20 protein-coding genes and 1 other annotated feature are annotated in these 25112 nt (G+C 54.4%); of the genes, 8 read left to right on the forward strand and 12 right to left on the reverse strand.

The window, feature by feature from the left end; genetic code table 11:
* From FDW95_RS23380 to ybaK, 3 genes are all read left to right on the forward strand, one after another.
* Positions 1-1387, forward strand: a 1387-nt coding sequence (locus FDW95_RS23380; RefSeq protein WP_249358873.1) for a heavy metal translocating P-type ATPase, incomplete at its 5' end; no start/stop codon positions are given.
* A gap of 153 nt (positions 1388-1540) precedes the next feature.
* Entirely contained in the window at positions 1541-2335 is a 795-nt protein-coding gene (locus FDW95_RS02220) for a TraB/GumN family protein (RefSeq protein WP_096758020.1), read from the forward strand.
* Between the two features lie 201 nt (positions 2336-2536).
* On the forward strand, positions 2537-3016 hold the full coding sequence (ybaK, locus tag FDW95_RS02225) for a Cys-tRNA(Pro)/Cys-tRNA(Cys) deacylase YbaK (protein ID WP_115259187.1): 480 nt from the start codon (positions 2537-2539) through the stop codon (positions 3014-3016).
* A gap of 241 nt (positions 3017-3257) precedes the next feature.
* On the opposite strand, the gene ushA is transcribed toward ybaK, so the two are convergent.
* Positions 3258-4910 (reverse strand): bifunctional UDP-sugar hydrolase/5'-nucleotidase UshA, encoded by a 1653-nt coding sequence (ushA, locus tag FDW95_RS02230; RefSeq protein WP_115259188.1) that lies wholly within the window; start codon positions 4908-4910, stop codon positions 3258-3260.
* Positions 4911-5072: 162 nt separating this feature from the next.
* On the opposite strand from ushA, the gene FDW95_RS02235 reads away from it, so the two are divergent.
* Entirely contained in the window at positions 5073-6293 is a 1221-nt protein-coding gene (locus FDW95_RS02235; RefSeq protein WP_115259189.1) for an MFS transporter, read from the forward strand.
* 225 nt (positions 6294-6518) lie between these two features.
* Positions 6519-8198 (forward strand): YbaL family putative K(+) efflux transporter, encoded by a 1680-nt coding sequence (gene ybaL / locus FDW95_RS02240; RefSeq protein ID WP_115259190.1) that lies wholly within the window; start codon positions 6519-6521, stop codon positions 8196-8198.
* Positions 8199-8302: 104 nt separating this feature from the next.
* On the opposite strand, the gene FDW95_RS02245 is transcribed toward ybaL, so the two are convergent.
* Positions 8303-9607, reverse strand: coding sequence for an inosine/guanosine kinase (locus FDW95_RS02245; RefSeq protein ID WP_096758024.1), 1305 nt, complete (start codon positions 9605-9607; stop codon positions 8303-8305).
* A 153-nt stretch (positions 9608-9760) separates the two neighbouring features.
* Here FDW95_RS02245 and aes point away from each other — a divergent pair, with 153 nt between their 5' ends.
* The gene (gene aes / locus FDW95_RS02250) at positions 9761-10720 is read left to right on the forward strand and encodes an acetyl esterase (protein WP_137363398.1); all 960 of its coding nucleotides are present in this window, start codon (positions 9761-9763) and stop codon (positions 10718-10720) included.
* Here the strand turns inward: aes and hemH are convergent.
* The 4 genes from hemH to FDW95_RS02270 form a co-directional block, all read right to left on the reverse strand.
* The gene (gene hemH / locus FDW95_RS02255; RefSeq protein ID WP_115259982.1) at positions 10717-11679 is read right to left on the reverse strand and encodes a ferrochelatase; all 963 of its coding nucleotides are present in this window, start codon (positions 11677-11679) and stop codon (positions 10717-10719) included. The two genes, aes and hemH, sit on opposite strands and share 4 nt — an antisense overlap.
* Positions 11680-11901: 222 nt before the next feature.
* Positions 11902-12546, reverse strand: coding sequence for an adenylate kinase (gene adk / locus FDW95_RS02260; protein ID WP_115259192.1), 645 nt, complete (start codon positions 12544-12546; stop codon positions 11902-11904).
* A gap of 165 nt (positions 12547-12711) precedes the next feature.
* Positions 12712-13620, reverse strand: coding sequence for a glycyl-radical enzyme activating protein (locus tag FDW95_RS02265; RefSeq protein WP_249358875.1), 909 nt, complete (start codon positions 13618-13620; stop codon positions 12712-12714).
* Positions 13621-13625: 5 nt separating this feature from the next.
* Entirely contained in the window at positions 13626-15917 is a 2292-nt protein-coding gene (locus FDW95_RS02270) for a pyruvate formate lyase family protein (RefSeq protein WP_115259193.1), read from the reverse strand.
* A gap of 241 nt (positions 15918-16158) precedes the next feature.
* On the opposite strand from FDW95_RS02270, the gene FDW95_RS02275 reads away from it, so the two are divergent.
* Both FDW95_RS02275 and FDW95_RS02280 read left to right on the forward strand, forming a co-directional pair.
* A complete protein-coding gene (locus FDW95_RS02275; protein ID WP_115259194.1) occupies positions 16159-18069 on the forward strand; it encodes a fructose-specific PTS transporter subunit EIIC in 1911 nt (636 codons plus the stop codon).
* A 37-nt stretch (positions 18070-18106) separates the two neighbouring features.
* Positions 18107-18793, forward strand: coding sequence for a GntR family transcriptional regulator (locus tag FDW95_RS02280; protein WP_115259195.1), 687 nt, complete (start codon positions 18107-18109; stop codon positions 18791-18793).
* Between the two features lie 58 nt (positions 18794-18851).
* On the opposite strand, the gene htpG is transcribed toward FDW95_RS02280, so the two are convergent.
* The 6 genes from htpG to FDW95_RS02310 form a co-directional block, all read right to left on the reverse strand.
* On the reverse strand, positions 18852-20726 hold the full coding sequence (htpG, locus tag FDW95_RS02285; protein WP_115259196.1) for a molecular chaperone HtpG: 1875 nt from the start codon (positions 20724-20726) through the stop codon (positions 18852-18854).
* A gap of 110 nt (positions 20727-20836) precedes the next feature.
* Positions 20837-21442 carry a recombination mediator RecR gene (recR, locus tag FDW95_RS02290; RefSeq protein ID WP_096758029.1) on the reverse strand — a complete coding sequence of 202 codons (606 nt, stop codon included), beginning with the start codon at positions 21440-21442 and terminating at the stop codon, positions 20837-20839.
* Positions 21442-21771, reverse strand: a complete 330-nt coding sequence (locus FDW95_RS02295) for a YbaB/EbfC family nucleoid-associated protein (protein WP_046276079.1) — start codon at positions 21769-21771, stop codon at positions 21442-21444. Before FDW95_RS02295 ends, recR begins: the two co-directional genes overlap by 1 nt.
* 62 nt (positions 21772-21833) lie before the next feature.
* Entirely contained in the window at positions 21834-23759 is a 1926-nt protein-coding gene (gene dnaX / locus FDW95_RS02300) for a DNA polymerase III subunit gamma/tau (RefSeq protein ID WP_115259197.1), read from the reverse strand.
* Positions 22437-22501 (reverse strand) — a sequence feature (DnaX frameshifting element). (Overlaps the previous gene by 65 nt.)
* Before the next feature lie 209 nt (positions 23760-23968).
* Positions 23969-24520: an adenine phosphoribosyltransferase gene (gene apt / locus FDW95_RS02305; RefSeq protein ID WP_096758032.1), complete on the reverse strand. Its 552-nt coding sequence runs from the start codon at positions 24518-24520 to the stop codon at positions 23969-23971.
* A gap of 194 nt (positions 24521-24714) precedes the next feature.
* Entirely contained in the window at positions 24715-25092 is a 378-nt protein-coding gene (locus FDW95_RS02310; RefSeq protein WP_096759456.1) for a DUF454 family protein, read from the reverse strand.
* Between the last annotated feature and the right edge of the window lie 20 nt (positions 25093-25112).

Raw genomic sequence — 25112 nt, forward strand, 5'->3', positions numbered from 1 at the left:
CACCGGCGAGCCAATCCCACAACAAAAAGGCGAAGGCGACAGCGTCCACGCCGGTACGGTGGTTCAGGATGGCAGCGTGCTGTTCCGCGCCAGCGCTGTCGGCAGCCATACCACCCTGTCGCGCATTATTCGCATGGTCCGTCAGGCGCAAAGCAGCAAGCCAGAGATTGGCAAGCTGGCTGACCGCATCTCCTCGGTGTTCGTTCCGGTGGTGGTAGTGATTGCGCTGGTCAGCGCCGCAATCTGGTATTTCTTTGGCCCGGCACCGCAGATTGTCTATACGCTGGTGATTGCCACCACCGTACTGATTATCGCCTGCCCGTGTGCGCTGGGTCTGGCAACACCGATGTCGATTATTTCCGGGGTCGGTCGTGCCGCAGAGTTTGGTGTTCTGGTCCGCGACGCCGATGCGCTGCAGCGTGCCAGTACGCTTGATACCGTGGTGTTTGATAAAACCAGGACGCTGACCGAAGGGAAACCGCAGGTTGTCGCCATCAAAACTTTCGGTGATATCGATGAAGCGCAGGCCATCCGTCTGGCCGCAGCCCTTGAACAGGGTTCCAGCCACCCGCTGGCCCGCGCGATTCTGGATAAAGCCGGCGATGCGGCCCTGCCGCAGGTCAATGGGTTCCGTACGCTGCGCGGCTTAGGCGTTAGCGGTGAAGCGGAAGGTCATATGCTGCTGCTGGGCAACCAGACGCTGCTCCATGAACAGCAGGTGATCACCACAGAGATGGAAGCTGAAATCACCGCGCAAGCCACTCAGGGGTCGACTCCGGTGCTGCTGGCGATTGACGGCAAAGCGGCCGCACTGCTCGCGGTACGTGACCCGCTGCGCAGCGACAGCGTGGCGGCACTGCAGCGTTTGCACCGCGCCGGGTATCGTCTGGTGATGCTCACCGGGGACAACCCAACCACCGCTAACGCTATTGCCAAAGAAGCAGGCATCGACGAGGTGATCGCGGGCGTTCTGCCGGACGGAAAAGCAGAGGCGATTAAACGCCTGCAAAGCCAGGGACATCAGGTGGCGATGGTCGGTGATGGGATCAACGATGCGCCAGCACTTGCCCAGGCTGATGTAGGGATTGCCATGGGCGGTGGCAGCGATGTCGCCATTGAAACCGCGGCGATTACGCTGATGCGCCATAGCCTGATGGGCGTAGCGGATGCGCTGTCTATCTCGCGGGCCACCCTGCGGAACATGAAGCAAAATCTGCTCGGCGCATTTATCTATAACAGCATTGGTATTCCCGTTGCCGCCGGGATCCTGTGGCCGTTTACCGGTACCCTGCTTAACCCAGTGGTGGCCGGGGCGGCGATGGCGCTCTCTTCCATCACCGTGGTAAGCAACGCGAACCGACTGCTGCGCTTTAAACCCAAAGAGTAACCGTGTGCCGGATGACACTAACGCTTATCCGGCCTACAAAATGCAGGTGATATCGTAGGCCGGATAAGACGCTTTCGCGTCGCCATCCGGCGATTCACGCATTGCACCTTCCCGGACCACGCGCTAGCATGGGATTTTTCAACGGGAGGTCGTATGGATCTGTTATACCGGGTAAAAGCATTATGGTCTGCACTACGCGGTCACCATTATACCTGGCCTGCTATCGACATCTCGTTGCCCGGCGATCGCCATTTTCATCTGATTGGCAGTATTCATATGGGCAGCCGTGAAATGGCCCCTCTGCCCGCCAAACTCCTGAAAAAGCTCTACCGCGCCGACGCGCTGATCGTCGAAGCCGATGTCTCCGGTGACGATGCGCCGTTTGCTAACCTGCCCACGTTTGCCGCTCTGGAAGACCGTATCAGCGACGAACAGCTCCGCCACGTGCAAAAAGTCAGCGCTGAGTTGGGCATTTCCCCTTCCCTGTTTTCCACCCAACCTTTGTGGCAAATCGCCATGATATTGCAGGCTACCCAGGCGCAGCAGTTGGGGTTACGTGCGGAATACGGAATTGATTACCAACTGCTGAAACAGGCGAAGCAGGCGCAAAAGCCGGTTATCGAGCTGGAAGGTGCTGCCAGCCAAATCGATCTTTTATGTCAGCTACCGGATAACGGTCTGGCGTTGCTGGACGATACCCTGACACACTGGCATACCAATGCCCGTCTGCTGCAACAGATGATGGGTTGGTGGTTAAAAACACCGCCGCAAAATAACGATCTCACGTTACCCAATACGTTCAGTCAGTCGTTATATGACGTCCTGATGCACCAGCGAAATGAGGCATGGCGGGACAAGCTTAACGCGTTGCCCGCAGGCCATTATGTGGTGGCAGTAGGCGCACTGCATCTTTATGGAGAAGGGAATTTGCCGGAGATGTTGCGATAAAAAAATGGCCAATATTTCTATTGGCCCGTCAAAGAGGAATTTCATCATTATTATTATGCCGACGCTTAAAGCATCGGTGTAGGTCGATTGTCGCTCAAAGTCAGCATCCTGCCAATACTATTGCGCAAGATGGTACTATTTTTTCGACCGCCATCAGGCGTATGCTTTAGTCGTATTTTGTCTGAGCCAGGAAAAATTGCTATGACACCCGCCGTTAAATTACTCGAAAAAAACAACATTTCGTTCCAGATCCACACCTATGACCACGATCCGTCAGAGACTGATTTTGGTGATGAAGTGGTGCGTAAACTGGGTCTGAATGCAGATCAGGTCTATAAAACGCTGCTGGTTGCCGTGAATGGCGATATGAAACATCTGGCCGTCGCCGTCACGCCGGTAGCCGGACAGTTGGATCTGAAAAAGGTCGCCAGGGCGCTGGGCGCGAAAAAGGTCGACATGGCCGACCCGATGGTGGCGCAGCGTACCACCGGCTATCTGGTGGGCGGCATCAGCCCATTAGGGCAGAAAAAAAGATTGCCGACGCTTATCGACGCCCCCGCCCGGACGTTTGACACCATTTATGTTTCCGGCGGCAAACGCGGGCTGGATATTGAACTGGCGGCGGACGATTTGGCCAAAATTCTGGATGCGAAATTCGCCGATATCGCACGCCGCGATTAACCTGTTTTGGAATGATTGCCTGATGGCGCTACGCTAATCAGGCCTACAACTGAATACTCTACAGGGCGCTATTGGTGAAGGCAGTTTGGACTCGGCCAGCGCGCAGGAACCGGAGCGTACATGTAGTACGTGAGGATTATTCGCTACGCTCCCCCTCCGGGCCGCCCTGATGGGCGTTCAAAACTCTGTGAGTTTTGTCCGAGCACTGCCCGCGTTCAAAATGGCGAACAAAATAGCCCTGTTATTGCCAGCTAACTTCACCCTTCGGCTCAAACGTACTGACATCCAACGGTGAATTCTTCTGCACATACTCTTTCAATACTTCCGCATCGATAAACCCGGTATTCACATAACCCGGTTTGTTATCAATTCGCGGATAGCCATCACCGCCGGTGGCGTTGAAACTCAGCGTCGCCATGCGATAGGTTTTGGCCGGGTCGACGGGCTCGCCGTTGATTTTCAAATCGTTAAGCTTGCCGTCTTTCGCCACAAAGCTAACGTTGGCAAATTGCGGATAGGCACCCGAGTCCGGCTTCATTTGCGCGACGGCGGTCAGATAGTCAACCACCTCTTTACCACTCATATCGGCATAGACCACTATGTTGCCAAACGGCTGAACCTTGAGCACGCTTTTATAGGTAATATCGCCGCCTTCAATGGAGTCACGGACGCCACCACCGCTCATCACGCCAAAATCAGCACCGGTGCGCGCCATTTGCGCCGCTAGTAGCAGACGCCCCATATTGGTCTGAACAAAACGGACTTTGCTGCGGTCTCCTTCCAGACGCCCATTAACGCTACCAATTTTGACCTCCAGCTGCGCTTTGCCTTTATTCTGGAACGGCGTTAGCAGGGAAAGCATTTGCGGGTTTTCAGCGATTTCCGGGGTGAAAAGTACGCGCTCACTTTTGCCGTTATCCCAGGTCACTTTCTTCTTCAGGTTTACCGGAATGAGCTGGTAGTTGACCATTTTCATTTCGCCGTTGCGGAATTCAAAGTCCGCGCGGCCTACGTATTTTCCCCACTCGTGCGCTTGGACGATCCAGATACCATTTTGTTTATCTGGCGCACACGGGGTACCTGGTACGTAATCCACCTGCTTTTTGTTTTCCGATGCCATGCACACCGGATCCTGTGAGTGACCACCCACAATCATCGCCAGCGCGCCTTCGGGCAGGCTACGCGCCATTTCCACATCGCCTGGAGCGTTGGAGCCGTGGTTGCCGTTGTCGTAATGCCCCATGTGCGTGGTGGCAATAATGACATCGGGCTTTTCACCCATATTGAGTTCCTGAATCACCAGTTTGGCTTCATCCGCAGGTTTACGGAACTCGATGTCGGTGAAGAACTCCGGGTTGCCAATTTTCGCCGTGTCGTCGGTGGTTAAACCGATAACGGCAATTTTTAAATCCTGGCGCTTAAAGATGGCCCAGGGTTTGAATAAACGCTCACCGGTGCTTTTCTGGTAGATGTTGGCGGAGAGGAGCGGGAATTTGGCCCATTTTTCCTGCTGTCGCAACACGGTCAGTGGATTATCAAATTCGTGGTTTCCCACCGCCATCGCGTCATAGCCAATCAGGTTCATGCCGCGAAAATCCGGTTCAGCATCCTGAAGATCGGACTCCGGTACACCGGTATTAATGTCGCCGCCGGAAAGCAACAGGACGCTTCCGCCCTCGGCTGCCACCTCATGACGAATACCGTCCACCAGCGTTTTTTGCGCCGCCAGCCCGTATTCGCCGTATTCGCTGCGCCAGAAGTGGCCGTGATGATCGTTGGTATGCAGAATGGTTATTTTATAGGTTTTATCTTTTTCGTAAGCCTGAGCAGGCTGACCTGCCAGCGCAAAGGCGGCAAATAATGCCAGCGCCACGCCCCGTTTCAAAAATTTCATGCTTCTCTCCCTGGCCCAATATCAACCGCTGAAATTACAATGATATGAAATAATAGCCGAAAATGTTTTCAGAAATGAGACTTCCTTCAAACACCTTCCGCAGGTATGTTAGTCGGATAATAATTACACCTGTTCCTGTCTCATCATTACTGAAGTGGACCTATGGCTACCAATCAAACCGCTCAACCGCTCCCCGGCTCTGCTGCGCCGTCGCAAAAAGCACGCACCTCGTTTGGCATTTTAGGGGCGATCAGCCTTTCTCACCTGCTCAACGATATGATCCAGTCGCTGATCCTGGCGATTTATCCGCTGTTGCAGTCAGAGTTCTCGCTGAGCTTTATGCAGATCGGGATGATTACCCTGACTTTCCAGCTCACCTCCTCGTTACTTCAACCGGTGGTAGGTTACTGGACAGACAAATATCCGATGCCATGGTCACTGCCTATTGGCATGTGCTTCACGCTGAGTGGACTGGTATTGCTGGCAATGGCCGGTAATTTCCATATGGTGCTGCTCGCCGCTGCGCTGGTCGGCACAGGTTCATCGGTGTTTCACCCGGAATCGTCTCGCGTGGCACGGATGGCTTCCGGCGGTCGCCATGGTCTGGCCCAGTCTATTTTCCAGGTGGGCGGTAACTTCGGCAGTTCTCTGGGGCCATTGCTGGCGGCTGTCATCATCGCGCCATACGGTAAGGGTAATGTAGCGTGGTTCGTGCTGGCCGCGTTGTTAGCGATTGTGGTACTGGCGCAAATCAGCCGTTGGTATTCGGCCCAACATCGGATGAGTAAAGGTAAGCCGAAAGTCGCCATCGTTAACCCGCTACCGCGCAACAAGGTGGTGCTGGCGATTAGCATCCTGCTGGTGCTGATTTTCTCCAAATACTTCTATATGGCGAGCATCAGCAGCTATTACACCTTTTATCTGATGCAAAAATTCGGATTATCGGTACAAAATGCGCAGTTCCACCTGTTTGCGTTCCTGTTTGCCGTTGCGGCAGGGACGGTTATTGGCGGACCGCTAGGTGATAAAATCGGTAGAAAATATGTCATTTGGGGCTCTATCCTCGGCGTAGCGCCGTTTACCCTCGTTTTACCCTATGCAACGCTGGAATGGACCGGGATTTTAACCGTGATCATTGGTTTTATCCTGGCATCGGCCTTTTCTGCCATTCTGGTATACGCTCAGGAGCTGCTTCCGGGGCGTATCGGCATGGTTTCTGGGCTGTTTTTCGGTTTTGCCTTTGGCATGGGCGGCTTAGGGGCCGCGGTGTTAGGGCTGGTTGCCGACCATACCAGTATTGATTTGGTCTATAAAATATGTGCTTTCCTGCCTCTTCTGGGGATACTGACCATATTCTTACCTGATAACCGACATAAAGCCTGATTTTATGGCGGCCAAAAGTAAACTTTGGCCGCCATCACTTACAGTGATCATCAGCGTTTGCTCTACGCTTCCCCCCGCAGTTATCCGATCCGTGCTTTTTTACGACTAAATTCCTGTTTTCATCAAATTTCAATAATTATTCATAAACATAAACATTAAAATTGTCATAAACTATTACTCGTAATTAGGGTTTTCAGGATCACCACAGCAATCAAAGGAGACGGAATGCATCACGCCACCCCGCTTATCACCACCATTGTTGGCGGCCTTGTGCTCGCTTTTATATTTGGCATGCTTGCCAATAAACTGCGTATTTCTCCTCTGGTGGGATATCTGTTAGCGGGCGTTCTGGCCGGTCCATTTACACCTGGTTTTGTTGCGGATACCAAGCTTGCGCCGGAACTGGCAGAACTTGGCGTGATCCTGCTGATGTTCGGCGTGGGGCTACACTTTTCGTTGAAGGATTTAATGGCGGTAAAGTCCATCGCCATTCCCGGTGCGATAGCCCAGATAGCCGTGGCGACGCTGCTGGGTATGGCGCTTTCAGCTGTGCTGGGCTGGTCGCTGATGGTCGGTATCGTCTTTGGATTATGTCTGTCTACCGCCAGTACCGTGGTGCTACTGCGCGCGCTTGAAGAACGACAGTTGATTGACAGCCAGCGCGGGCAGATCGCCATTGGCTGGCTGATTGTTGAAGACCTGATGATGGTGCTAACGCTGGTTCTCCTGCCAGCCATCGCCGGTATGCTGGAAAAAGACAACGTTGGCTTTGCGTCACTGGCCGTTGATATGGGCATCACCATCGGTAAAGTAATCGCGTTTATCGCCATTATGATGCTGGTCGGTCGTCGCCTGGTGCCGTGGATCATGGCCCGTAGCGCCGCCACGGGCTCGCGTGAACTGTTTACCCTGTCGGTACTGGCACTCGCATTAGGTATCGCGTTTGGTGCCGTAGAAGTATTCGATGTTTCCTTCGCACTGGGCGCGTTCTTCGCCGGTATGGTGCTGAACGAATCTGAACTGAGCCACCGTGCGGCGCATGACACCCTGCCGCTGCGTGATGCATTTGCGGTGCTGTTCTTTGTTTCCGTCGGCATGCTGTTCGACCCATTGGTCCTGATCCAGCAACCGCTGGCTGTGCTGGGCACGCTGGCAATTATCATCTTTGGTAAATCCCTCGCCGCCTATTTCCTGGTGCGCCTGTTCGGTCACTCTCAGCGCACAGCGCTCACCATTGCCACCAGCCTGGCGCAGATTGGCGAATTTGCTTTTATCCTCGCCGGCCTTGGCATGGCGCTTAACCTGTTACCACAGGCGGGACAAAACCTGGTGCTGGCCGGGGCCATCCTGTCCATCATGCTAAATCCAGTGCTGTTCGCCGTGCTGGAAAAATACCTCGCAAAAACCGAAACGCTGGAAGAGCAGACGCTGGAAGAAGCTATCGAAGAAGAGAAGCAAATCCCGGTCGATATCTGTAATCATGCCCTGCTGGTCGGTTTTGGCCGCGTCGGTAGCTTGTTAGGTGAAAAACTGATGGCTGCGGGTATCCCGCTGGTGGTTATCGAAACGTCGCGGACTCGCGTGGACGAGCTACGTGAACGTGGGATCCGCGCGGTACTGGGCAATGCAGCCAACGAAGAGATCATGAACCTGGCGCATCTGGACTGTGCGCGCTGGCTGCTGCTGACCATCCCGAATGGTTATGAAGCCGGTGAGATTGTGGCTTCCGCGCGTGAGAAGTGCCCGACGATTGAGATTATCGCCCGCGCGCATTATGACGATGAAGTGGAATACATTACCGAGCGTGGTGCTAATCAGGTGGTGATGGGTGAACGTGAAATCGCGCGCACCATGCTGGAACTTATTGAAACGCCACCAGCGGGTAACGTTGCTACCGCCAGTTAATGTTGTGTGCCGGATGGTGCTAGCGCTTATCCGGCCTGCGGGTACACCGCATTATGCAGGCCCGGTAAGCAATAACGCCACCGGGCAATGTCGCGCAATACCGCTTAACGCTCCCAGTAAGCCTCTTCGAGGCTGTCTTCCTTCTCCGGCAATCCGCGCGTCAGGCGCGGTGAATGCTGGTTCAGCACCTGATAACTCACGCGATTGGCATATTTACACACCTGCGCTAACGAGGAATAGGTCAGCCAGGTGTACTTGTGCTTGCTGGAGTTCGGCACATTGCCGCGATGGTAGCTGTTTGCCGTAATATCATGCAGCAAGGCCGCCAACGCACCGTCACCCGCGCCGTTGGTGTTCATGATTTTCTCAGGGCCACCCATGTACGGGGCAATGTGCGAATAAATACGCAACGGGTTGATACAGTCTTTATGGCGCATCGCGCGGCTGAACTCGTACTGGTTGAATTCGGCAATGGCGCCCGGCAGCAGCGGATGCTGCGTTTTGCGTTTGACCTCATCTTCCGTAAACCCAGCCATATACAGGCCCACCGGACCGGCGGTACACAGCACCAAATCCACCCAATCCAGCGCTTTGTCAGATGCCAGCAGCGGGTCATTCAGGCCGGTCAGCGCTTCGGCTTCTTCTTCGTTCATCGCCAGAATGGAGACATTCTCTTTCAAGAATTCCTGCCACCACTGCGGGTTATCCGCAATAACGAATTTGGTTCCTAAGGTCAGCACCACCGGGACATTGTGCTTTTTGGCGAACTCAATGGCCTTCATGGTCGCTTCCGGCATCGGCTCGCCCGGTTCGCAGCGCACCAGATATGAGGTCAGCACCAGCGCAGAGGCACCGGCAATCACCGACTCGGGAATGCTGTCCGCCCGCAGTTTGTTCATGTGACCGGGGCTGATGGCGAAGGTACGCTCGCCGGATTCGCCAATCAGCGTGAAGCAGCGACCAATCGGCCCGTCAACGCCCTGCAGGTAGTTCAGATCGGTACGGCTAGAGGTATTGCATAAATAGCGATACGCGTAGCTACCAATCTCAATGTTGCTACACATGACGCCCAGCAATACAGACCGGTCATCCGCCAGTACCGAATAGTTGTGCATGGTGTTACCGATGGTTCCGCCCGCAAACTGATGGGTGATTAAATTTTCACGCACCAGTTCCTGATAGAGCGCCTCAGCAACATCATCAGCAATCACCAGAGAATGCCCGGCGCTTAATCCATAACGCTTCACAAAGTCGTCATCGACTTTGGCTTCTATATCCACCAGAGTCTGGTCGATACCGACGACCCAGGCGGCGCTGGTCTCGTTTTCAGGCTGAATTTGTTGCAGCAACGGATCGCGCGCGCTGACGGGAAAATAGTGTTTGGATTTGCGTTTGCCGGGAAATTTCATGGTCGATTTTACGGGTGGTTAACTGAGCGATGCATGGTAGCACATTCCCTCCTGCGCGCGCGACGCGGTGCTAATTTTCAATATCGGGCGGTGAGATCGCAGTTTATCTGCCGTTAATTTCTACAATACATCACCTTTTACAAGGAGCGTTTTATGCAGCCGGAAAACAAGATCCCCGTCCTCGACCTTATTTCAGACGAAATGAAAAGCGTGGTGAACTTTCATCGCGATGACCTGCCGCCGTGGCCCGCCGCGGATGATTTCGTTGCCCAACGCCAACACTACGTGCATGAGCGTCAGTTCTGGAATGCCGATGCTCCGCAGATGAGTACCCGGGAGTGCGTCATTTCTACCGCGTGCGGCCCGGTGGCGACGCGGATTTACTCCCCCCAACCCCATAGCCAGGCCACGCTGTACTATTTGCACGGCGGCGGTTTTATTCTCGGTATTCTGGATACGCACGATCGCATTATGCGCTTGCTGGCGAGTTACACGCGCTGCACGGTAATTGGCATCGACTATTCACTTTCGCCGGAAGCGCGCTTTCCACAGGCCATCGAAGAAATTGTCGCGACCTGCCAGTACTTTCATCACCATGCCGCTGACTATGCGCTGAACGTAGAGAATATCGGTTTTGCCGGTGATTCCGCAGGCGCCATGCTGGCGCTTGCCAGCGCACTGTGGCTACGCGATAAGCAAATTGCCTGCGGTAAGGTCGCGGGCGTGCTGTTGTGGTACGGGCTGTACGGTTTACGGGATTCGATCAGCCGACGACTGATGGGCGGAGAATGGGATGGCTTAACGCGAGACGATCTGCAGATGTACGAAGACGCCTATCTGCGCAGCGTCGATGACCGCGAGTCGCCGTACTATTGTTTATTTAACAACGATCTCACCCGCGATGTGCCGCCGTGTTTTATCGCCAGTGCAGAGTTTGACCCGCTGATTGACGACAGCCGCTTACTGTTCCAGACGCTCCAGGCGCATCGGCAGCCCTGTCAGTACAAAATGTACCTCGGCACGCTGCACGCCTTCCTGCATTACTCGCGGATGATGAAAACCGCCGACGATGCCTTGCGGGATGGCGCGCGTTTCTTCAGAGCGCAGCTTTAGCGATAGGCAGCGGTCAGTTTCAGCATCATTTCGATGTGTTCCGGTGCGTCATTCAGCGCCGGAATATATTCGTATTTCTGCCCGCCCGCTTCGAGGAAAATTTCTCGGTTTTGCTCGGCGATTTCCTCCAGAGTTTCAAGGCAATCAGCAGCAAATCCCGGACACATGACCTGAATATGCCGGGTTCCTTTTTCCGCCAGCATTTTGAGCGTTTCGTCGGTATATGGCGTCAGCCATGGTTCCCGACCGAAGCGTGACTGGAAGGTCATCATCACCTTTTCCGGCGGCAGCCCTAACGCCGACACCAGCTCCCGCGTGGTGTCGCGACAGCGTTGCGGGTAATCATCGCCTTCATCAGCGTAGCGCTGTGGAATACCGTGGTAAGAAAGCAGCAGTAAATCGGGTTCGCCGTGCCGGGCAAACGCATCACGGGCGCTTTTGGCCAGCGCATCAATATACGCGCTGTCGTCTGCGTAATCGCGAATAAAGGAGACGCCGGGGATCGCACGCTTGCGCGCTAAAATGCGCGCCAGTTCATCCCACACCGCGGCCACCGTTGAACAAGAGTATTGCGGATACAGCGTTAACACCACAATGTGTTCAACGCCGCTCGCTAGCAGTTCGTCGACCGCGCTTTCCAGCGAGGGGGAACCGTAGCTCATCCCCAGCGCAACCGGCGTATCCGGCAGGCATTTTGCCAGCGCCTGCTGCTGACGGCGGCTGTAGACCATCAGCGGCGAGCCTTCATCCATCCAGACTGACTGGTATAGCTTCGCGACGCGCGGCGCGCGCAGCGGCAGGATCACTCCGCGCAGCAGCGGCCACCACAGCAGACGGGGAGTATCGACCACGCGTGTGTCGCTTAAAAACTGGCGCAGATAACGTTTAACTGCTTCGGGTGTGGGGGCATCGGGGGTGCCGAGATTTGCCAGCAGGATACCGGTTTTCGTCTGACGCATTACCGCCTCGTATTGATTCAAATTGTTGATAATTGTAGCGGAAAAGCGAGGAAGAAGAACTAATTGCTGCGAGAGGTAAGAATATGCCTGATGGAGCTAACGATATCGGTAGGCCGGATAAGGCGTTTACGCCGCTATCCGGCACCGATTGCCTGATGGCGCTGCGCTTATCAGGCCTACGCGATAATGGCTGGCCTGATAAGGGGTTCACAACGCTAAAACTTAACCGAGGATTTTTTCCAGGTCAGCGCGAACAGCGGCAACAGCCTGCGTACCGTCAACTTTCGCGTATTTGGTTTGACCCGCTTCCGCTTCTTTCTGGTAGTAACCAATCAGCGGGGCAGTCATCTGATGGTATTCAACCAGACGCTTACGCACGGTCTCTTCCTGGTCATCTTTACGGGTGGTCAGTTCATCGCCGGTCACATCGTCTTTGCCTTCAACTTTAGGTGGGTTGAATTTGATGTGATAAACACGGCCAGATGCCGCGTGAACGCGACGACCAACAATACGGTCAACGATCAGTTCGTCCGGTACCGCGAATTCCAGAACGTAATCCACAACGATACCCGCTTCTTTCATGGCGTCAGCCTGCGGAATAGTACGTGGGAAGCCGTCCAGCAGGAAACCATTACGGCAGTCTTCCTGTGTAATACGCTCTTTGACCAGCGCGATCACCAGCTCATCGGTCACCAGTTTACCGGCGTCCATGATGTCTTTCGCTTGTTTGCCCAGCTCGGAGCCAGATTTCACGGCAGCACGCAGCATATCACCGGTGGAGATTTGCGGAATACCATATTTCTCCATGATGAACTGAGCCTGAGTCCCTTTACCCGCGCCCGGAGCGCCAAGCAGAATGATACGCATTACGAAAATCCCCTTAAAGGTTGTCGATATTTTAAAAAAGCGCTAAACGATACCACCATCACGCAATTGGCTCAAGAAAGGCGCTTGACGCTGAAACGTTTAACAGCAGGATATCGTGAAATATCATTAATTGCGTACGCTATATTCTACCCAAACACCCCGCGCTTACCCCCGACGCACGGTCTTTCCTCCGTTCTGATTCAATTTTTCCAGTGCCTGTGCCACCGTTGCCTCATCCGGTACGCTAATCGTGCATACCGGGATCTGTCCAAGCTCACGATGTTTCGCCATGCCGAGATTATGGTAGGGCAATATTTCACTGTGCAGGATAGCCGCATAGCGTTCGGTTATCGTGCGGATCGCCGCCAGATGCGCATCATTGAGGTTATATCCCGGAATCAGCGGGCAGCGCAGGATCACCTGTGCGCCAATCTCATTAAGCGTGTCCAGCGTGCTCTCCACCACGTGTTTCGCAATACCGGTATGGGCTTTATGTGCACGCGCGTCGGTCACTTTGTAATCGAGAAGAAACAGATCCACCCACGGGGCGATTTCGCGATACCGCTCGGGACGAGAGGCGCCGTTCGTTTCAAGACAGACGTGCAAACCGGCGGTTTTCGCCGCTTTTGCCAGCGCCAGCGCAAAGGGAAACTGGAACATCGCCTCCCCGCCGGACAAGGTTATGCCGCCCCCGGTTTTGTCAAAGTAGGGTTTATCCTTGATGACCTCTTCAAGGATCTCAGTCACCTTCCGGGTCTGCCCATAGATTTTAAGCGCCTGCGCCGGACATGCCTCAACGCAGCGTCCGCACGCCTGACAGGCGGCATAATCTATCTCATGCCGCCCTTGGGAAAACTGGTGGCATCCGTGCGGACAGACCTCTGCGCAACGCTGACATTGCAGGCACTTATGTTCCAGAAACGCCAGCTGCTTTTCGGCTCTCAGCGACTCCGGATTGTGGCACCAGACGCAGCGCATCTGGCATCCTTTCAGAAAGACGGTGGTGCGGATCCCCGGCCCATCGTGCAGTGAAAATTTCTGAATATCAAAAACCGTGCCCGCTTCGCTCATCATCCACCTCAGTCGTTCAGCGTACGGTTCAGGATTTCCTGCTGTACATCTCGGTCCAGATTGACAAAACGCGCGCTAAAACCGCCGACGCGAACAATCAAATTAGGGTAGTTTTCCGGGTGTTGGTACGCCGCCTCCAACTCCCCCTTACCCACCACGCTGACCATCAACTGCGGCCCGCCGCGCTCAAAATAAGAGTGCATCAACGCCTCCACCAGCGGGCGACGGGTGTTGAATAACCCTTTGCTGAATTTGATGTTTTGTACCGAACCGGCGTGATATTTTGCCTCCAGTTTCAGCAGTGAGTTCAGCATCGCCGTCGGACCATTTTTATCCGCCCCACTCTGCGGGTTGTTGGCGTTGCTCATATAAATACCTTTATGCCGCCCATCGGCTGAAGCGCTGGTTGCACGCCCCCATTCGGTATTCACCTGATTGTTGATGATCACCACCAGATAGCTGTCCAGCCCTACCCGCTTCGCCGCATCGCGTACGCCGGTACAAACATAGCGATGCATCATCACCGCCAGGTCATCCGCCGCATTGTCATCATTACCAAACTTGGTCGCCGCGATCAGTGCCCGCTTGAGGTCGTCATAGCCCACGAAATCCGCTTTCAGTGCCGCAATCAACGTTGTGTAGTCATAACGCTGCTCGGTAAAAATAACCTGTTTGATTGCCGCCAGTGAATCTGCCGCATTGGTATTGCCGTAGGTTTCGTTAGTACCGCCGAGGTAGCGCACGCCGCCGTCAAGCAGCGCCTTATCGCGCGCCACGCAGTCTGCCGTCAGGATCGAGGTAAACAAGAAGCCGACCTGTTCATTCATCACCCGATACGACAACGCCTGAGCGTGCGCCGTGATATCAATGTAGTAATCCAGCAACCACTGGTAGTTATTCAGCACGTCATCAAAGCACGATATCTGTTCTGGCGGGGTTAACGCCACACCGCCGCTTTTTTGTTTACCATCCCAAAAATCGATGCCGCCGCTGAGCGAGATATTGAGAATTTTAAGCAGGTTAATACAGGTATTCGGCGTGCCTACGCTTCGCCCGGCCAGCACAAACTCGCCGCAGCCAAAAGGAACATACTGCTCGGCCTCCGTTTCCTCCACCTGCATCGCGTCCATCACCGCCGGAATATTGACGTCATCGTTATACAGAATGGGATAGGTCAGGCCGGTGCCAATCACCGTCAATGCCTGTTGCCAGATTGCGTTGTCCATTCCCTGATAAATACGTAAAGTAAATTGCGGTTCCGTATCACCATTTTCCTCAACGGCCTGGATCGCCAGTCGACAATAGACATCCGCATTTTTCGGGTTACGCCGCCCTTTCCCGCCAACCACCACGCGACCATTCACCGTGGTTTTCCGCGCTTCAATCAGGCGGTAGTGGGAACGGATACACGCAATGGCCTGGCGTTCGCTTAGACGTCCGGCGTCAAGATCGGCCACCAATAAATCACCCAGGTAGTCATCCATACGGCCATAATTCACCACACCAGCACACAGGCTGTAGAGCCAGCTCAGTTCAATCCCCTGGATGAAAGTTGCAGGTTTGTCATGACGAATAGCGCCCAACTCGCGCATTAACAGCAGCAGATGCTTACAGCGCTCCACATCCGTGCATTCCACCATCTCATCGGCAGCTATTTCAATGTGACGGTCAATCACCTGCTGCAAAATGCCCAGTACGTCCTTGAAAGATTGCTGTAACTGCACCGCGGCCTCATCCCCGGCGCGTTCAGCCTGCAGTTGCTGCTGTTCGATGCGTTGCAGCAACCCACCGATCCCAAGCGTCATCAACTGCGGATAATCCAGATACATGCCGCTTAAACGCGCCGTCGCAATCGCCGGAAAGTTAACGTCAACGAATTTGCCGAGCGTATCATCGGTCAGCGCCTGGCGAAAATAGACAGAACGGGTGTCATGCTCGCGCCAGAAGCGCTCAAGCACATCGATACGGTATTGTTGGTCGGGGAACTCCAGCATTTTCCGCAGTTCGTCCAGCCGGGCAAAATTGCAGTAATGACCCACACCGCCAACGGAGGTGACGCAGCCAAAACCAATCGGCAGCGCATCGACGCGTCCCAGGATCAGATCGTCAGCACAGGGACGGCGGAACAGCGTGGGGTAAAGCGCCTGCAGACAGCGGACCTCGCGCTGAAAACGCTCCGGGGTTGACTGAAACGCCTCGGTGTAGGCCTCCATAATCGCGAGTTGTTCTTCCGGGCTTTTTTCGCACGGGATCTTTTTATTCACATCAACTTGTTCGGCGATAATCGCTTGTTTGCTCACGGCCCTGCCTCCAAAAGAAACGTCCCTTATTAACTTGTAATTACAAATTACAATCCTTGACCTAAATCAAAAATCAATAAACGAACAAATCATCATCAATCACATTGTGTGAAACAGCCTACATAACCGAAATAACAGTCAAATACGCATCTAAAGAGATGATCAATATCAATATCATTTCGCAGGTAAACTTTTAGCCTCTGCGAAAGTTGTAAATACAAATAATCATAGAGAGTCTACTGTGAAGATAAACGACCTTGTTCAACCGGCGTTGATTTGTCTGGATCTCAAATCAAACCAAAAAGACGCGGCACTTGCTGAACTCGCCGACCTGTTATTGCGCGCGAATAAAATTCGCGACACCGACGCGTTTCTCCAGGAGGTATGGGCACGAGAAGAGACCGGGAATACTGGATTTGAAGGCGGCGTTGCGCTGCCGCACGCACGTTGCGACAGCGTTTTATCACCGGCGGTGGCGATAGGTATCAGCCGTCAGGGCATTGATTATGGCGCGGAAGATGGCCAGCCGACACATCTGATCCTGATGATCGCCTCAGCAAAACAGGCCAGCACTGCGCATATCGATGTGTTGGCACAGATCTCTTCACGTCTGGTCGAAGAGGACAGCGTCAGGCAGATCCTGGCCTGTCAGGACGTTCAGGCGGTCGTGGACTATTTCTGCCAACAAGAGGCGTGTCACGAAAAGGTTAGTGCTGAGGCCTCTCGTGGGCTGATTATCGGCGTAACCGGCTGCCCGGTGGGTATCGCGCACACTTACCTGGCCGCTGAGATGCTGGAAAAAGCCGCTGCGGAAATGGGTTATGAAGCCATTGTTGAAACCAACGGCTCTATTGGCGTCAAAAATGCACCCAGCGACGCTGATATCGCCCGGGCTGACGCCATTGTCGTCGCCTGCGATAAGCAGGTCGATTTGGACCGTTTTAATGGCAAAAAGGTGGTGATTACCGGGGTCAAAGCGGCCATCAAAGATGCACAGGGATTGATTCACCAAGCCCTGGCGGCACAGCCTTACCAGGCGAGAGCCACAGCGAAGACCCAGACGTCGAGCACAACGGTACGCAGCCAGTTGTACAAGTCTCTGATGAATGGGGTCTCCTATATGATCCCGTTTGTGGTCACCGGCGGGTTAATGATTGCCCTCGCGCTGGCACTGGGTGGCGTGCCGACACCGTCCGGACTGGCTATCCCGGAAGGAAGCCTGTGGAATCAAGTACTGAATGTCGGCGTCGTTGGCTTCACGCTGATGATTCCGGTCCTCGCCGGGTATATTGCATTCGCCATTGGCGAGCGGCCCGCCCTGGCTCCAGGGCTTATCGGCGGCTGGATTGCCAATACCGGTTCGTTTTACGGAGCCAGCGCCGGCTGCGGGTTTATCGGTGCAATTATTGCCGGACTGCTGGTGGGCTATTTCATCCGCTGGCTGACCTACCTTTCATGGCACAAAATGCTGCTGCCGCTGGTGCCTATCATGATCGCGCCGATTGCGGGCACCGCCTTCATCGCCGCATTATTTATCTTTGTTATTGGTGCACCAGTTGCTGATCTGATGGCCTTCCTGAATCATCTGCTGACCAACCTTTCCACGGGTAATATTATTTTAATCGGTCTGGTGATGGGGCTAATGCAGGGCTTTGATATGGGGGGACCGTTTGGCAAAGTGGTCTTCATGTTCAGCGTGGGTCTTATCGCCCAGGGGCAAACTCAGTTTATGGGCGCGCAGGCAGCGGCCATTCCGGTTGCGCCACTGGGTATGGCGCTGGCGGCCTTTATTGGCAGACGCTTTACGTTATTTGATGACGAGGAGTTCGAAAACGGTAAGGCGGCAGCGGCGATGGGACTGGTCGGAATTTCTGAGGGCGCGATTCCCTTTGCCGCCCGCGATCCGCTGTCTGTTATTCCAGCCAACATGATTGGCTCTGCGGTGGCATGCATCCTCGGTTTTGTTTTCGGATTACATTGCAATGTCGCACATGGTGGGCCAATTATCGTGCTGCTCGGCGGTTTCGATCAGCCACTGATGGCGTTGATCGCAATGAGCGGCGGCATTATCACCACAGCCGCAATTGCTATTGTGCTCAAACGACTTAGAATGGCGAAAAAGCAGCAATTACTCGTTCAATCGCAAGCCTAACCAAGGGCGCGTCGTCAGACGCGCCAGAACGGACGCCATGAAGTATCTTGATATCTACCTGTTGTTAAGAGAGAAAATCCTCAAAGGGGAATACGCTGCCGGTGAACCGGTCGAAGGTGAACATGCGCTGGCAGAACGCTATGGCGTCAGTCGACCGACTATTCAGAAAGCCGTTGCACGGCTGAAAAGAGAGTCATTTGTCCATACCCGGCAGGGTTCAGGGATCTTCGTGAACCCGCCGGAGTTTTATCAGGACAACAATGTCATTACCTTATCAGAGCGTATACACCGCGATCAGACGCTGGACAACGTGGTACTCAGTTACGACGCACTTTCGAGCGATCCCGAGATCGCCGCGCTTTTCGACTTACCATCAGATACACCGCTGATCCACTATCGTCGCATGCGCATCATCAACCAGCAGCCGACTATCATTGAAGAAACCTGGATGCCGCGGGCGTTGTTCCCGGCGTTCACTGAGGAAAACTGTCGCCAGTCGGTGCTGCACTATATTGAGCAAACCTGCGGCTACGCCATCAGTCACGATGTAAAAATCTGGTCGGGGAAAATACTCAATGCAGATGAAGCGTGGCTGTTACGTTTACCGGAAGGACAAATCAGCCTGTGTATTAAGCACAAAGTCTATTTGCAAAGCGGCGAGCTGGCACAGTACACCCAGGAAACGCTGGCAACCAATAGCGTAACCACGGTGTCGATGCGTTAAGCATAAAAAAGGGCAACCTGCGTTGCCCTTTTACGGTAATGCTCAATCTGTGGTGAAATTACGACACCAGCAGCTGGTTCATGCGACGGATAAACTGGTTAGGATCTTCCAGCGTGCCGCGTTCTGCGAACAGCGCCTGATCCAGCAGCAGTTCAACCCACTCTTTAAACTGCCCATCATCCTGGGTATCCGCCGTGCGTTTAACCAGCACGTGGTCCGGGTTGAGTTCAAAGATGTATTTCACTTCCGGCACGGCCTGGCCCGCAGCGGCAAACAGCTTCGCCATTTGCGTGCTCATTTCGTCCGCATCGGTGGTTACGATAGCCGGTGTGTCGGTCAGACGGTGCGTCAGGCGCACTTCTTTCACGCGATCGCCCAGCAGGTTTTTCACGCGCTCAACGAACGGGGTCAGCGCTTTTTCAGCTTCTTTTGCCGATTCGTCGACTTCATCCGCCAGTTTGTCGATAGACTCGTCAGCTTTAGCAACGGACTGGAACGGCTTGCCGTCGAACTCGGTCAGGTAGTTCATCATCCACTCGTCGATGCGATCGGACAGCAACAGAACTTCGATGCCTTTCTTACGCAGCAGTTCCAGGTGCGGGCTGCTCTTCGCCGCCGCATAGCTGTCAGCGGTGATGTAGTAAATCTTCTCCTGTCCTTCTTTCATCCGCGACACGTAGTCTTCCAGCGACACGGTCTGTGCAGAAGAGTCGGTGTGCGTAGAAGCAAAGCGCATCAGCTTGGCGATGGTTTCCTGGTTGGCGTGGTCTTCCGCCGGACCTTCTTTCAGGACCAGGCCAAACTGTTTCCAGAAGGTCTGGTATTTTTCTGCATCGTCTTTCGCCAGTTTTTCCAGCATCTGCAGTACGCGTTTGGTCAGCGCGCTGCGCAGGTTACGGGTGACGGTGCTGTCCTGCAGGATCTCACGGGACACGTTCAGCGGCAGATCGTTGGAATCTATCAGACCGCGCACAAAACGCAGGTAGTTCGGCATGAACTGCTCGGCGTCGTCCATGATGAACACGCGCTGGACGTACAGCTTCAGACCGTGCTTGTGATCGCGGTTCCACATATCCCACGGGGCCTGCGACGGGATGTACAGCAGGCTGGTGTACTCCTGCTTACCTTCCACACGGTTGTGGCTCCAGGTCAGCGGGTCGGTGAAGTCATGGGCGATGTGCTTGTAGAATTCGTTGTACTCGTCGTCTTTGATTTCCGACTTGTTACGCGTCCACAGCGCCTGCGCCTTGTTGATTTTCTCCCAGGAAACCACGGTTTCACCGTCTTTCTCTTCCTGTTTTTCAATCTCTACCGGCAGGGCGATATGGTCAGAATATTTGCTGATGATGGAGCGTACACGCCAGTCATCGAGGAACTCATCTTCCCCTTCACGCAGGTGCAGGGTGATTTCGGTGCCGCGATCGTCTTTGGTAATGTCGGCCACGGTGTATTCACCTTCGCCCGCAGACTCCCAGAACACGCCGTTCTCCGGCTTGTCGCCCGCTGCACGGGTGCGCACGGTGACTTTGTCAGCCACGATAAATGCAGAATAGAAACCCACCCCGAACTGGCCGATCAACTGGCTGTCTTTCGCCTGATCGGAACCCATAGATTCGAGGAAAGATTTGGTACCGGATTTAGCAATGGTCCCCAGATGATCGATAACATCATCGCGGTTCATCCCCACGCCGTTGTCGGCGATGGTCAACGTACGCTTATCTTTATCGAAGGAGACACGCACGCGCAGTTCACCGTCACCTTCATACAGGTCCGGGTTAGACAGCGCACGGAAACGCAGCTTGTCTGCCGCATCGGAGGCGTTAGAGATAAGCTCACGCAGGAAGATTTCTTTATTGGAATACAGAGAATGGATCATCAGGTGCAGAAGCTGTTTTACTTCTGACTGAAAACCACGAGTTTCTTGTCCTTTCATGTAGATCTACCTCAACAATGCCATTTTTAATGGTAAAAACACGTTGAGAGTGAAATGGGGACAGGGAATGATAATTTCAAGCGGAAACCGCCGTCGCGGCTTCCGTTTGTTCAGAATTTAATCTTATGACGCCCGGCAAGAGAGTGCGACAGCGTGGTGCCATCGACCATTTCCAGCTCACCGCCAACCGGTACGCCGTGGGCGATACGGCTGGCTTCAACGTCATATTGCATGCACAGCTCGGCAATGTAGTTGGCGGTAGCCTCGCCTTCGACCGTCGGGTTGGTCGCCAGGATCACTTCATTGATGTGCTCAGACGCCAGTCGCTGCTCCAGACGATCAAGCCCGATATCATCAGGCCCGATGCCATCCAGCGGCGACAGGTGTCCCATCAGCACGAAATAACGGCCGGAAAACTGCCCCGTTTGCTCAATGGCGTAGATGTCCGCAGGACTCTCTACCACGCAAATTTGGCCGTTTTCCCGGCGACGCGGATTCGCACAGATGTTGCATACTTCTTGTTCTGTGAAGGTGCGGCAATCAGCACAGTGGCCGATTTCCGACATCGCCTTCGTTAACGACTGCGCCAGACGCATCCCGCCGCTGCGATCGCGCTGAAGTAGCGCGAACGCCATGCGCTGCGCTGACTTCGGGCCAACGCCCGGTAGGCATCGCAGTGCTTCCATAAGCTGAGTTAACAGCGGGCTGGTTTGCATCAGAACGGCATCTTAAAGCCAGGCGGCAGCTGCATACCAGAGGAAACGGAGGCCATTTTCTCTTTCTGGGTCTCTTCAATGCGACGAGCCGCATCGTTGAATGCCGCAGCAACCAGATCTTCCAGCATGTCTTTGTCGTCTTCCAACAGGCTTGGGTCGATTTCCACACGACGGCAGTTATGCGCGCCGTTGATGGTCACTTTCACCAGACCCGCACCCGATTCGCCGGTCACTTCCAGCTTGGCCACTTCTTCCTGCATCTGCTGCATTTTTTCTTGCATCTGCTGGGCCTGTTTCATCAGGTTACCCAGACCGCCTTTACCAAACATAGGCTTCTCTCTCAATCACGTTAAGGGATGACAACCATAAAACCATGGAAAATGGCTTACGATCAAATGGGGCGAATACTCTCTTCGTCCAGCTCCGCATCGAAGAAACGACGCAGCGTCTGAATGTTATTATCCGCAATAATTGACTCACGCGCCTGCGCAAGTTTTTCTTCATAAATGGCCTGACGCCACTCCAGCGGCGTGCGCACCGCAGGATTATCATCTTCAACGATGGTCAATTCAACCACTGAGCCCGTTAAGCTGCTCAATGCTTCAGCAAGTCGTTGCTGCGCACCGCTGGAATTGAGGTGCCGCTGCGTGGAACGCAGGTGCAGGCGAACCTCGTTGCCATTCTCTTCTTTCCAGGCATTGAGCGCCACCTGCTCCACCAGCTTGGGCAATGACAGCTGACTGACCTGCGCGGCCCACGGGTCGCGTTCAATGGCTTCCGCCGCCAGTTTTGCCGCCAGTTCCGGTGTTTTTTCATGTTCCAGCGCTTTTTTCAGCGCCTTTGGCGTGGCAACAACTTCTTTGACTTCTGCAACCGGATTGGTCGTCTTCCAGCGATAGGCTTCTTTTTTCGCTGGTGCCTTCTCCAGCGTAGAGGCCGCCGGGCGCGCCTGAACGCGTTCCGTCACCGACGCCAGTCTTTCCAGCGCAGCATTATTCACCGGCCGCGCGCGGGATGCGGCTGCCGGTTCACTCTTTTTTGCTTTGGTCGCTCCCTGAGCACGCTGCAGCTGACTACGCGCAGCCAGCACCTGGCTGGTTGCCTCAGACAACGGCACGTCCTGATGCGCAGGCGCAGGTTGTTGCTCCGGGGCCTGTGTCGGTGCCATGATCGCGGTAGGAGCCGCGGGTGCAAACGACTGGCGGGGAACTTCGGGTTCCGGTAGCGGGACGCGCGGGTGAAAAGCCAGCGCCCGCAGCAGCGTCATTTCTACGCCCATACGCCTGTCCGGCGCATACGGCAGCTCTTTACGTCCAATTAACAGAGTCTGGTAATACAGCTGAATATCGGTCGGCGGCACGGTCCGCGCCAGTTCGCGCATACGTTGTTCAATGGCGGCCATATCGCTACCGAGCGCGGAAGGCGTGAGCTGAACCATCGCAATCCGGTGCAGCAACGCCAGCATCTCAACCAGCAGCGCTTCCCATTCAATACCACGCGCGGCAGCGTCATTAACCAACGTCATGGCGCGTTCGCCATTCCCGGCAACCACCGCCTCAACCAGAGACAGCGCTTGATCGTCGTCAAGCGTACCGAGCATGGTACTCACCGCCTGAGTTGAGACCTGGCCGTCGCCGCTGGCAATCGCCTGATCGGTCAGGCTTAGCGCATCGCGCAGGCTCCCGTCCGCCGCGCGCGACAGCAGCTGCAGTGCACGCGGTTCGTGGGCGATGTGTTCCTCATTGAGGATATGCTCAAGCTGATGGCGGATCTGCTCAACGTCCAGCGCTTTAAGATGAAATTGCAGACAGCGCGACAGGATAGTGACCGGCAGCTTCTGCGGATCGGTAGTCGCCAGCAGGAACTTAACGTGCGCTGGCGGCTCTTCGAGCGTTTTCAGTAAGGCGTTAAAACTGTGGCGCGACAGCATGTGCACTTCGTCGATCAGATAGACCTTGAAGCGTCCACGTGCGGGCGCGTACTGGACGTTATCCAGCAGATCACGGGTATCTTCAACCTTGGTGCGCGACGCGGCGTCAATTTCAATCAGATCGACAAAACGTCCCTGCTCGATTTCACGGCAGTTGTCACACACCCCGCAAGGCGTGGCGGTAATGCCGGTTTCACAGTTGAGTCCCTTCGCCAGCAGACGGGCGATAGAGGTTTTACCGACACCACGGGTGCCGGAAAAAAGATAAGCATGATGAATACGCCCTAACGACAAGCCGTTAGCCAGTGCCGTCAGCACATGTTCCTGGCCGACGACGTCAGCAAAGGTTTGTGGGCGCCATTTTCGGGCTAAGACCTGATAACTCATTGGCAGGCTCTGAAAGGCTGGAGGGTGGATTCACAGGGGAGTAATGCTAACACAACCTCGCAGCGACGGCGAGGTTGACACGTTATATTCGGGCGTTATCGTTGCAGTCAGTTTGGTTTCGGGCAGCGCACAGAAACCGGAGCGTACACGTAGTACGTGAGGATTTTGAGCACTGACCGGGGCCAAAATGGCAAAAAAGATAGTCCGACTTAGTGGCCCGGGAAAGGGACCAGGCTGTAACAGGTCAGCCCTTGTTTTTCCAGGCGCTGTTCGCCACCCAGATCGAACAAATTGATGATGAACGCCGCATCGGTCACTTCACCACCCAGACGGCGGATCAGCTTCACGGTCGCTTCGATGGTTCCGCCGGTCGCCAGCAGATCGTCTACGACCAGAACTTTGTCGCCCGGTTTGATAGCATCAACATGGATTTCCAGCTGATCGGTGCCGTATTCCAGCTCATAGCTTTCAGCAATTACTTCGCGTGGCAGTTTATGGGGTTTACGCACCGGAACAAACCCGACGCCCAACCCCAGGGCGACTGGTGCGCCAAACAGGAAGCCGCGCGCTTCGGTGCCGACAACTTTCGTGATACCCGTATTTTTGTAACGCTCAACCAGCAGTTCAATGCTGAGTGCGTAAGCTTTCGGGTCTTCCAGCAAGCTGGTGACATCGCGGAAAAGAATGCCCGGTTTTGGGTAGTCGTTGATGCTTTTGATGCTATCTTTGAGAAACTCAAGCTGCTGTGCAGTTGCGGTCATAAGTTTGTGCCTGATTGATACGGTATTACTTCACGGCGCACTATATACTTCATCCTCGACGCGTCTTGAATGACTTTGTGTATATATAAAGAGCAAAGGTTACATCTGTTTAACCTTTGACCGCCTGCGCCCGTGCTCGAAAACGGTCAAATTTACTGGCTGCGGGAGACAATTGCAACAGCGATTATTATGCTTCAGTGCTTTTGTTGCTCTTCATCAATCACCGGGATCCGCCACATAAAAATCAACAAGCAGGCGAGAATAACCAACAGCAGTCCGCGTACCCACATCATCTCAACCAGCCACAGCGAAACGCCAAACGTCAGCAAAATAAACACAATGGCGCGCGGCTTTGCCCCTGACGGCATCGCACGGTGTTTCTGCCAGTGGCGCAGATAACCGCCGAACCATGAACGGTACAGCAGCCAATCGTGAAAACGCGGCGATGAGCGGGCAAAGCACCAAGCGGCCAGCAGCATAAACGGTGTTGTGGGCAACAGGGGCAAAACCACACCCAGCGTGCCTAACACTACCGCTATCCAGCCAATGATGATTAGAATAATGCGTCGCATAATATCAATACTTAACACAG

It is taken from the genome of Citrobacter sp. wls718 (assembly GCF_005280945.1).
GTDB classification, from domain to species: Bacteria; Pseudomonadota; Gammaproteobacteria; order Enterobacterales; family Enterobacteriaceae; genus Citrobacter; species Citrobacter gillenii.

Excerpts from the sequence above, each read along its gene's own strand:
- FDW95_RS02245 (WP_096758024.1), bottom strand. The coding sequence starts at position 9,607 with ATGAAATTTCCCGGCAAACGCAAATCCAAACACTATTTTCCCGTCAGC.
- ybaK (WP_115259187.1), top strand. The coding sequence starts at position 2,537 with ATGACACCCGCCGTTAAATTACTCGAAAAAAACAACATTTCGTTCCAG.
- apt (WP_096758032.1), bottom strand. The coding sequence starts at position 24,520 with ATGACCGCAACTGCACAGCAGCTTGAGTTTCTCAAAGATAGCATCAAA.
- ushA (WP_115259188.1), bottom strand. The coding sequence starts at position 4,910 with ATGAAATTTTTGAAACGGGGCGTGGCGCTGGCATTATTTGCCGCCTTT.
- aes (WP_137363398.1), top strand. The coding sequence starts at position 9,761 with ATGCAGCCGGAAAACAAGATCCCCGTCCTCGACCTTATTTCAGACGAA.
- FDW95_RS02280 (WP_115259195.1), top strand. The coding sequence starts at position 18,107 with ATGAAGTATCTTGATATCTACCTGTTGTTAAGAGAGAAAATCCTCAAA.
- adk (WP_115259192.1), bottom strand. The coding sequence starts at position 12,546 with ATGCGTATCATTCTGCTTGGCGCTCCGGGCGCGGGTAAAGGGACTCAG.
- FDW95_RS02310 (WP_096759456.1), bottom strand. The coding sequence starts at position 25,092 with ATGCGACGCATTATTCTAATCATCATTGGCTGGATAGCGGTAGTGTTA.
- recR (WP_096758029.1), bottom strand. The coding sequence starts at position 21,442 with ATGCAAACCAGCCCGCTGTTAACTCAGCTTATGGAAGCACTGCGATGC.
- dnaX (WP_115259197.1), bottom strand. The coding sequence starts at position 23,759 with ATGAGTTATCAGGTCTTAGCCCGAAAATGGCGCCCACAAACCTTTGCT.
- FDW95_RS02220 (WP_096758020.1), top strand. The coding sequence starts at position 1,541 with ATGGATCTGTTATACCGGGTAAAAGCATTATGGTCTGCACTACGCGGT.
- FDW95_RS02235 (WP_115259189.1), top strand. The coding sequence starts at position 5,073 with ATGGCTACCAATCAAACCGCTCAACCGCTCCCCGGCTCTGCTGCGCCG.
- hemH (WP_115259982.1), bottom strand. The coding sequence starts at position 11,679 with ATGCGTCAGACGAAAACCGGTATCCTGCTGGCAAATCTCGGCACCCCC.
- ybaL (WP_115259190.1), top strand. The coding sequence starts at position 6,519 with ATGCATCACGCCACCCCGCTTATCACCACCATTGTTGGCGGCCTTGTG.
- FDW95_RS02295 (WP_046276079.1), bottom strand. The coding sequence starts at position 21,771 with ATGTTTGGTAAAGGCGGTCTGGGTAACCTGATGAAACAGGCCCAGCAG.
- FDW95_RS02265 (WP_249358875.1), bottom strand. The coding sequence starts at position 13,620 with ATGATGAGCGAAGCGGGCACGGTTTTTGATATTCAGAAATTTTCACTG.
- htpG (WP_115259196.1), bottom strand. The coding sequence starts at position 20,726 with ATGAAAGGACAAGAAACTCGTGGTTTTCAGTCAGAAGTAAAACAGCTT.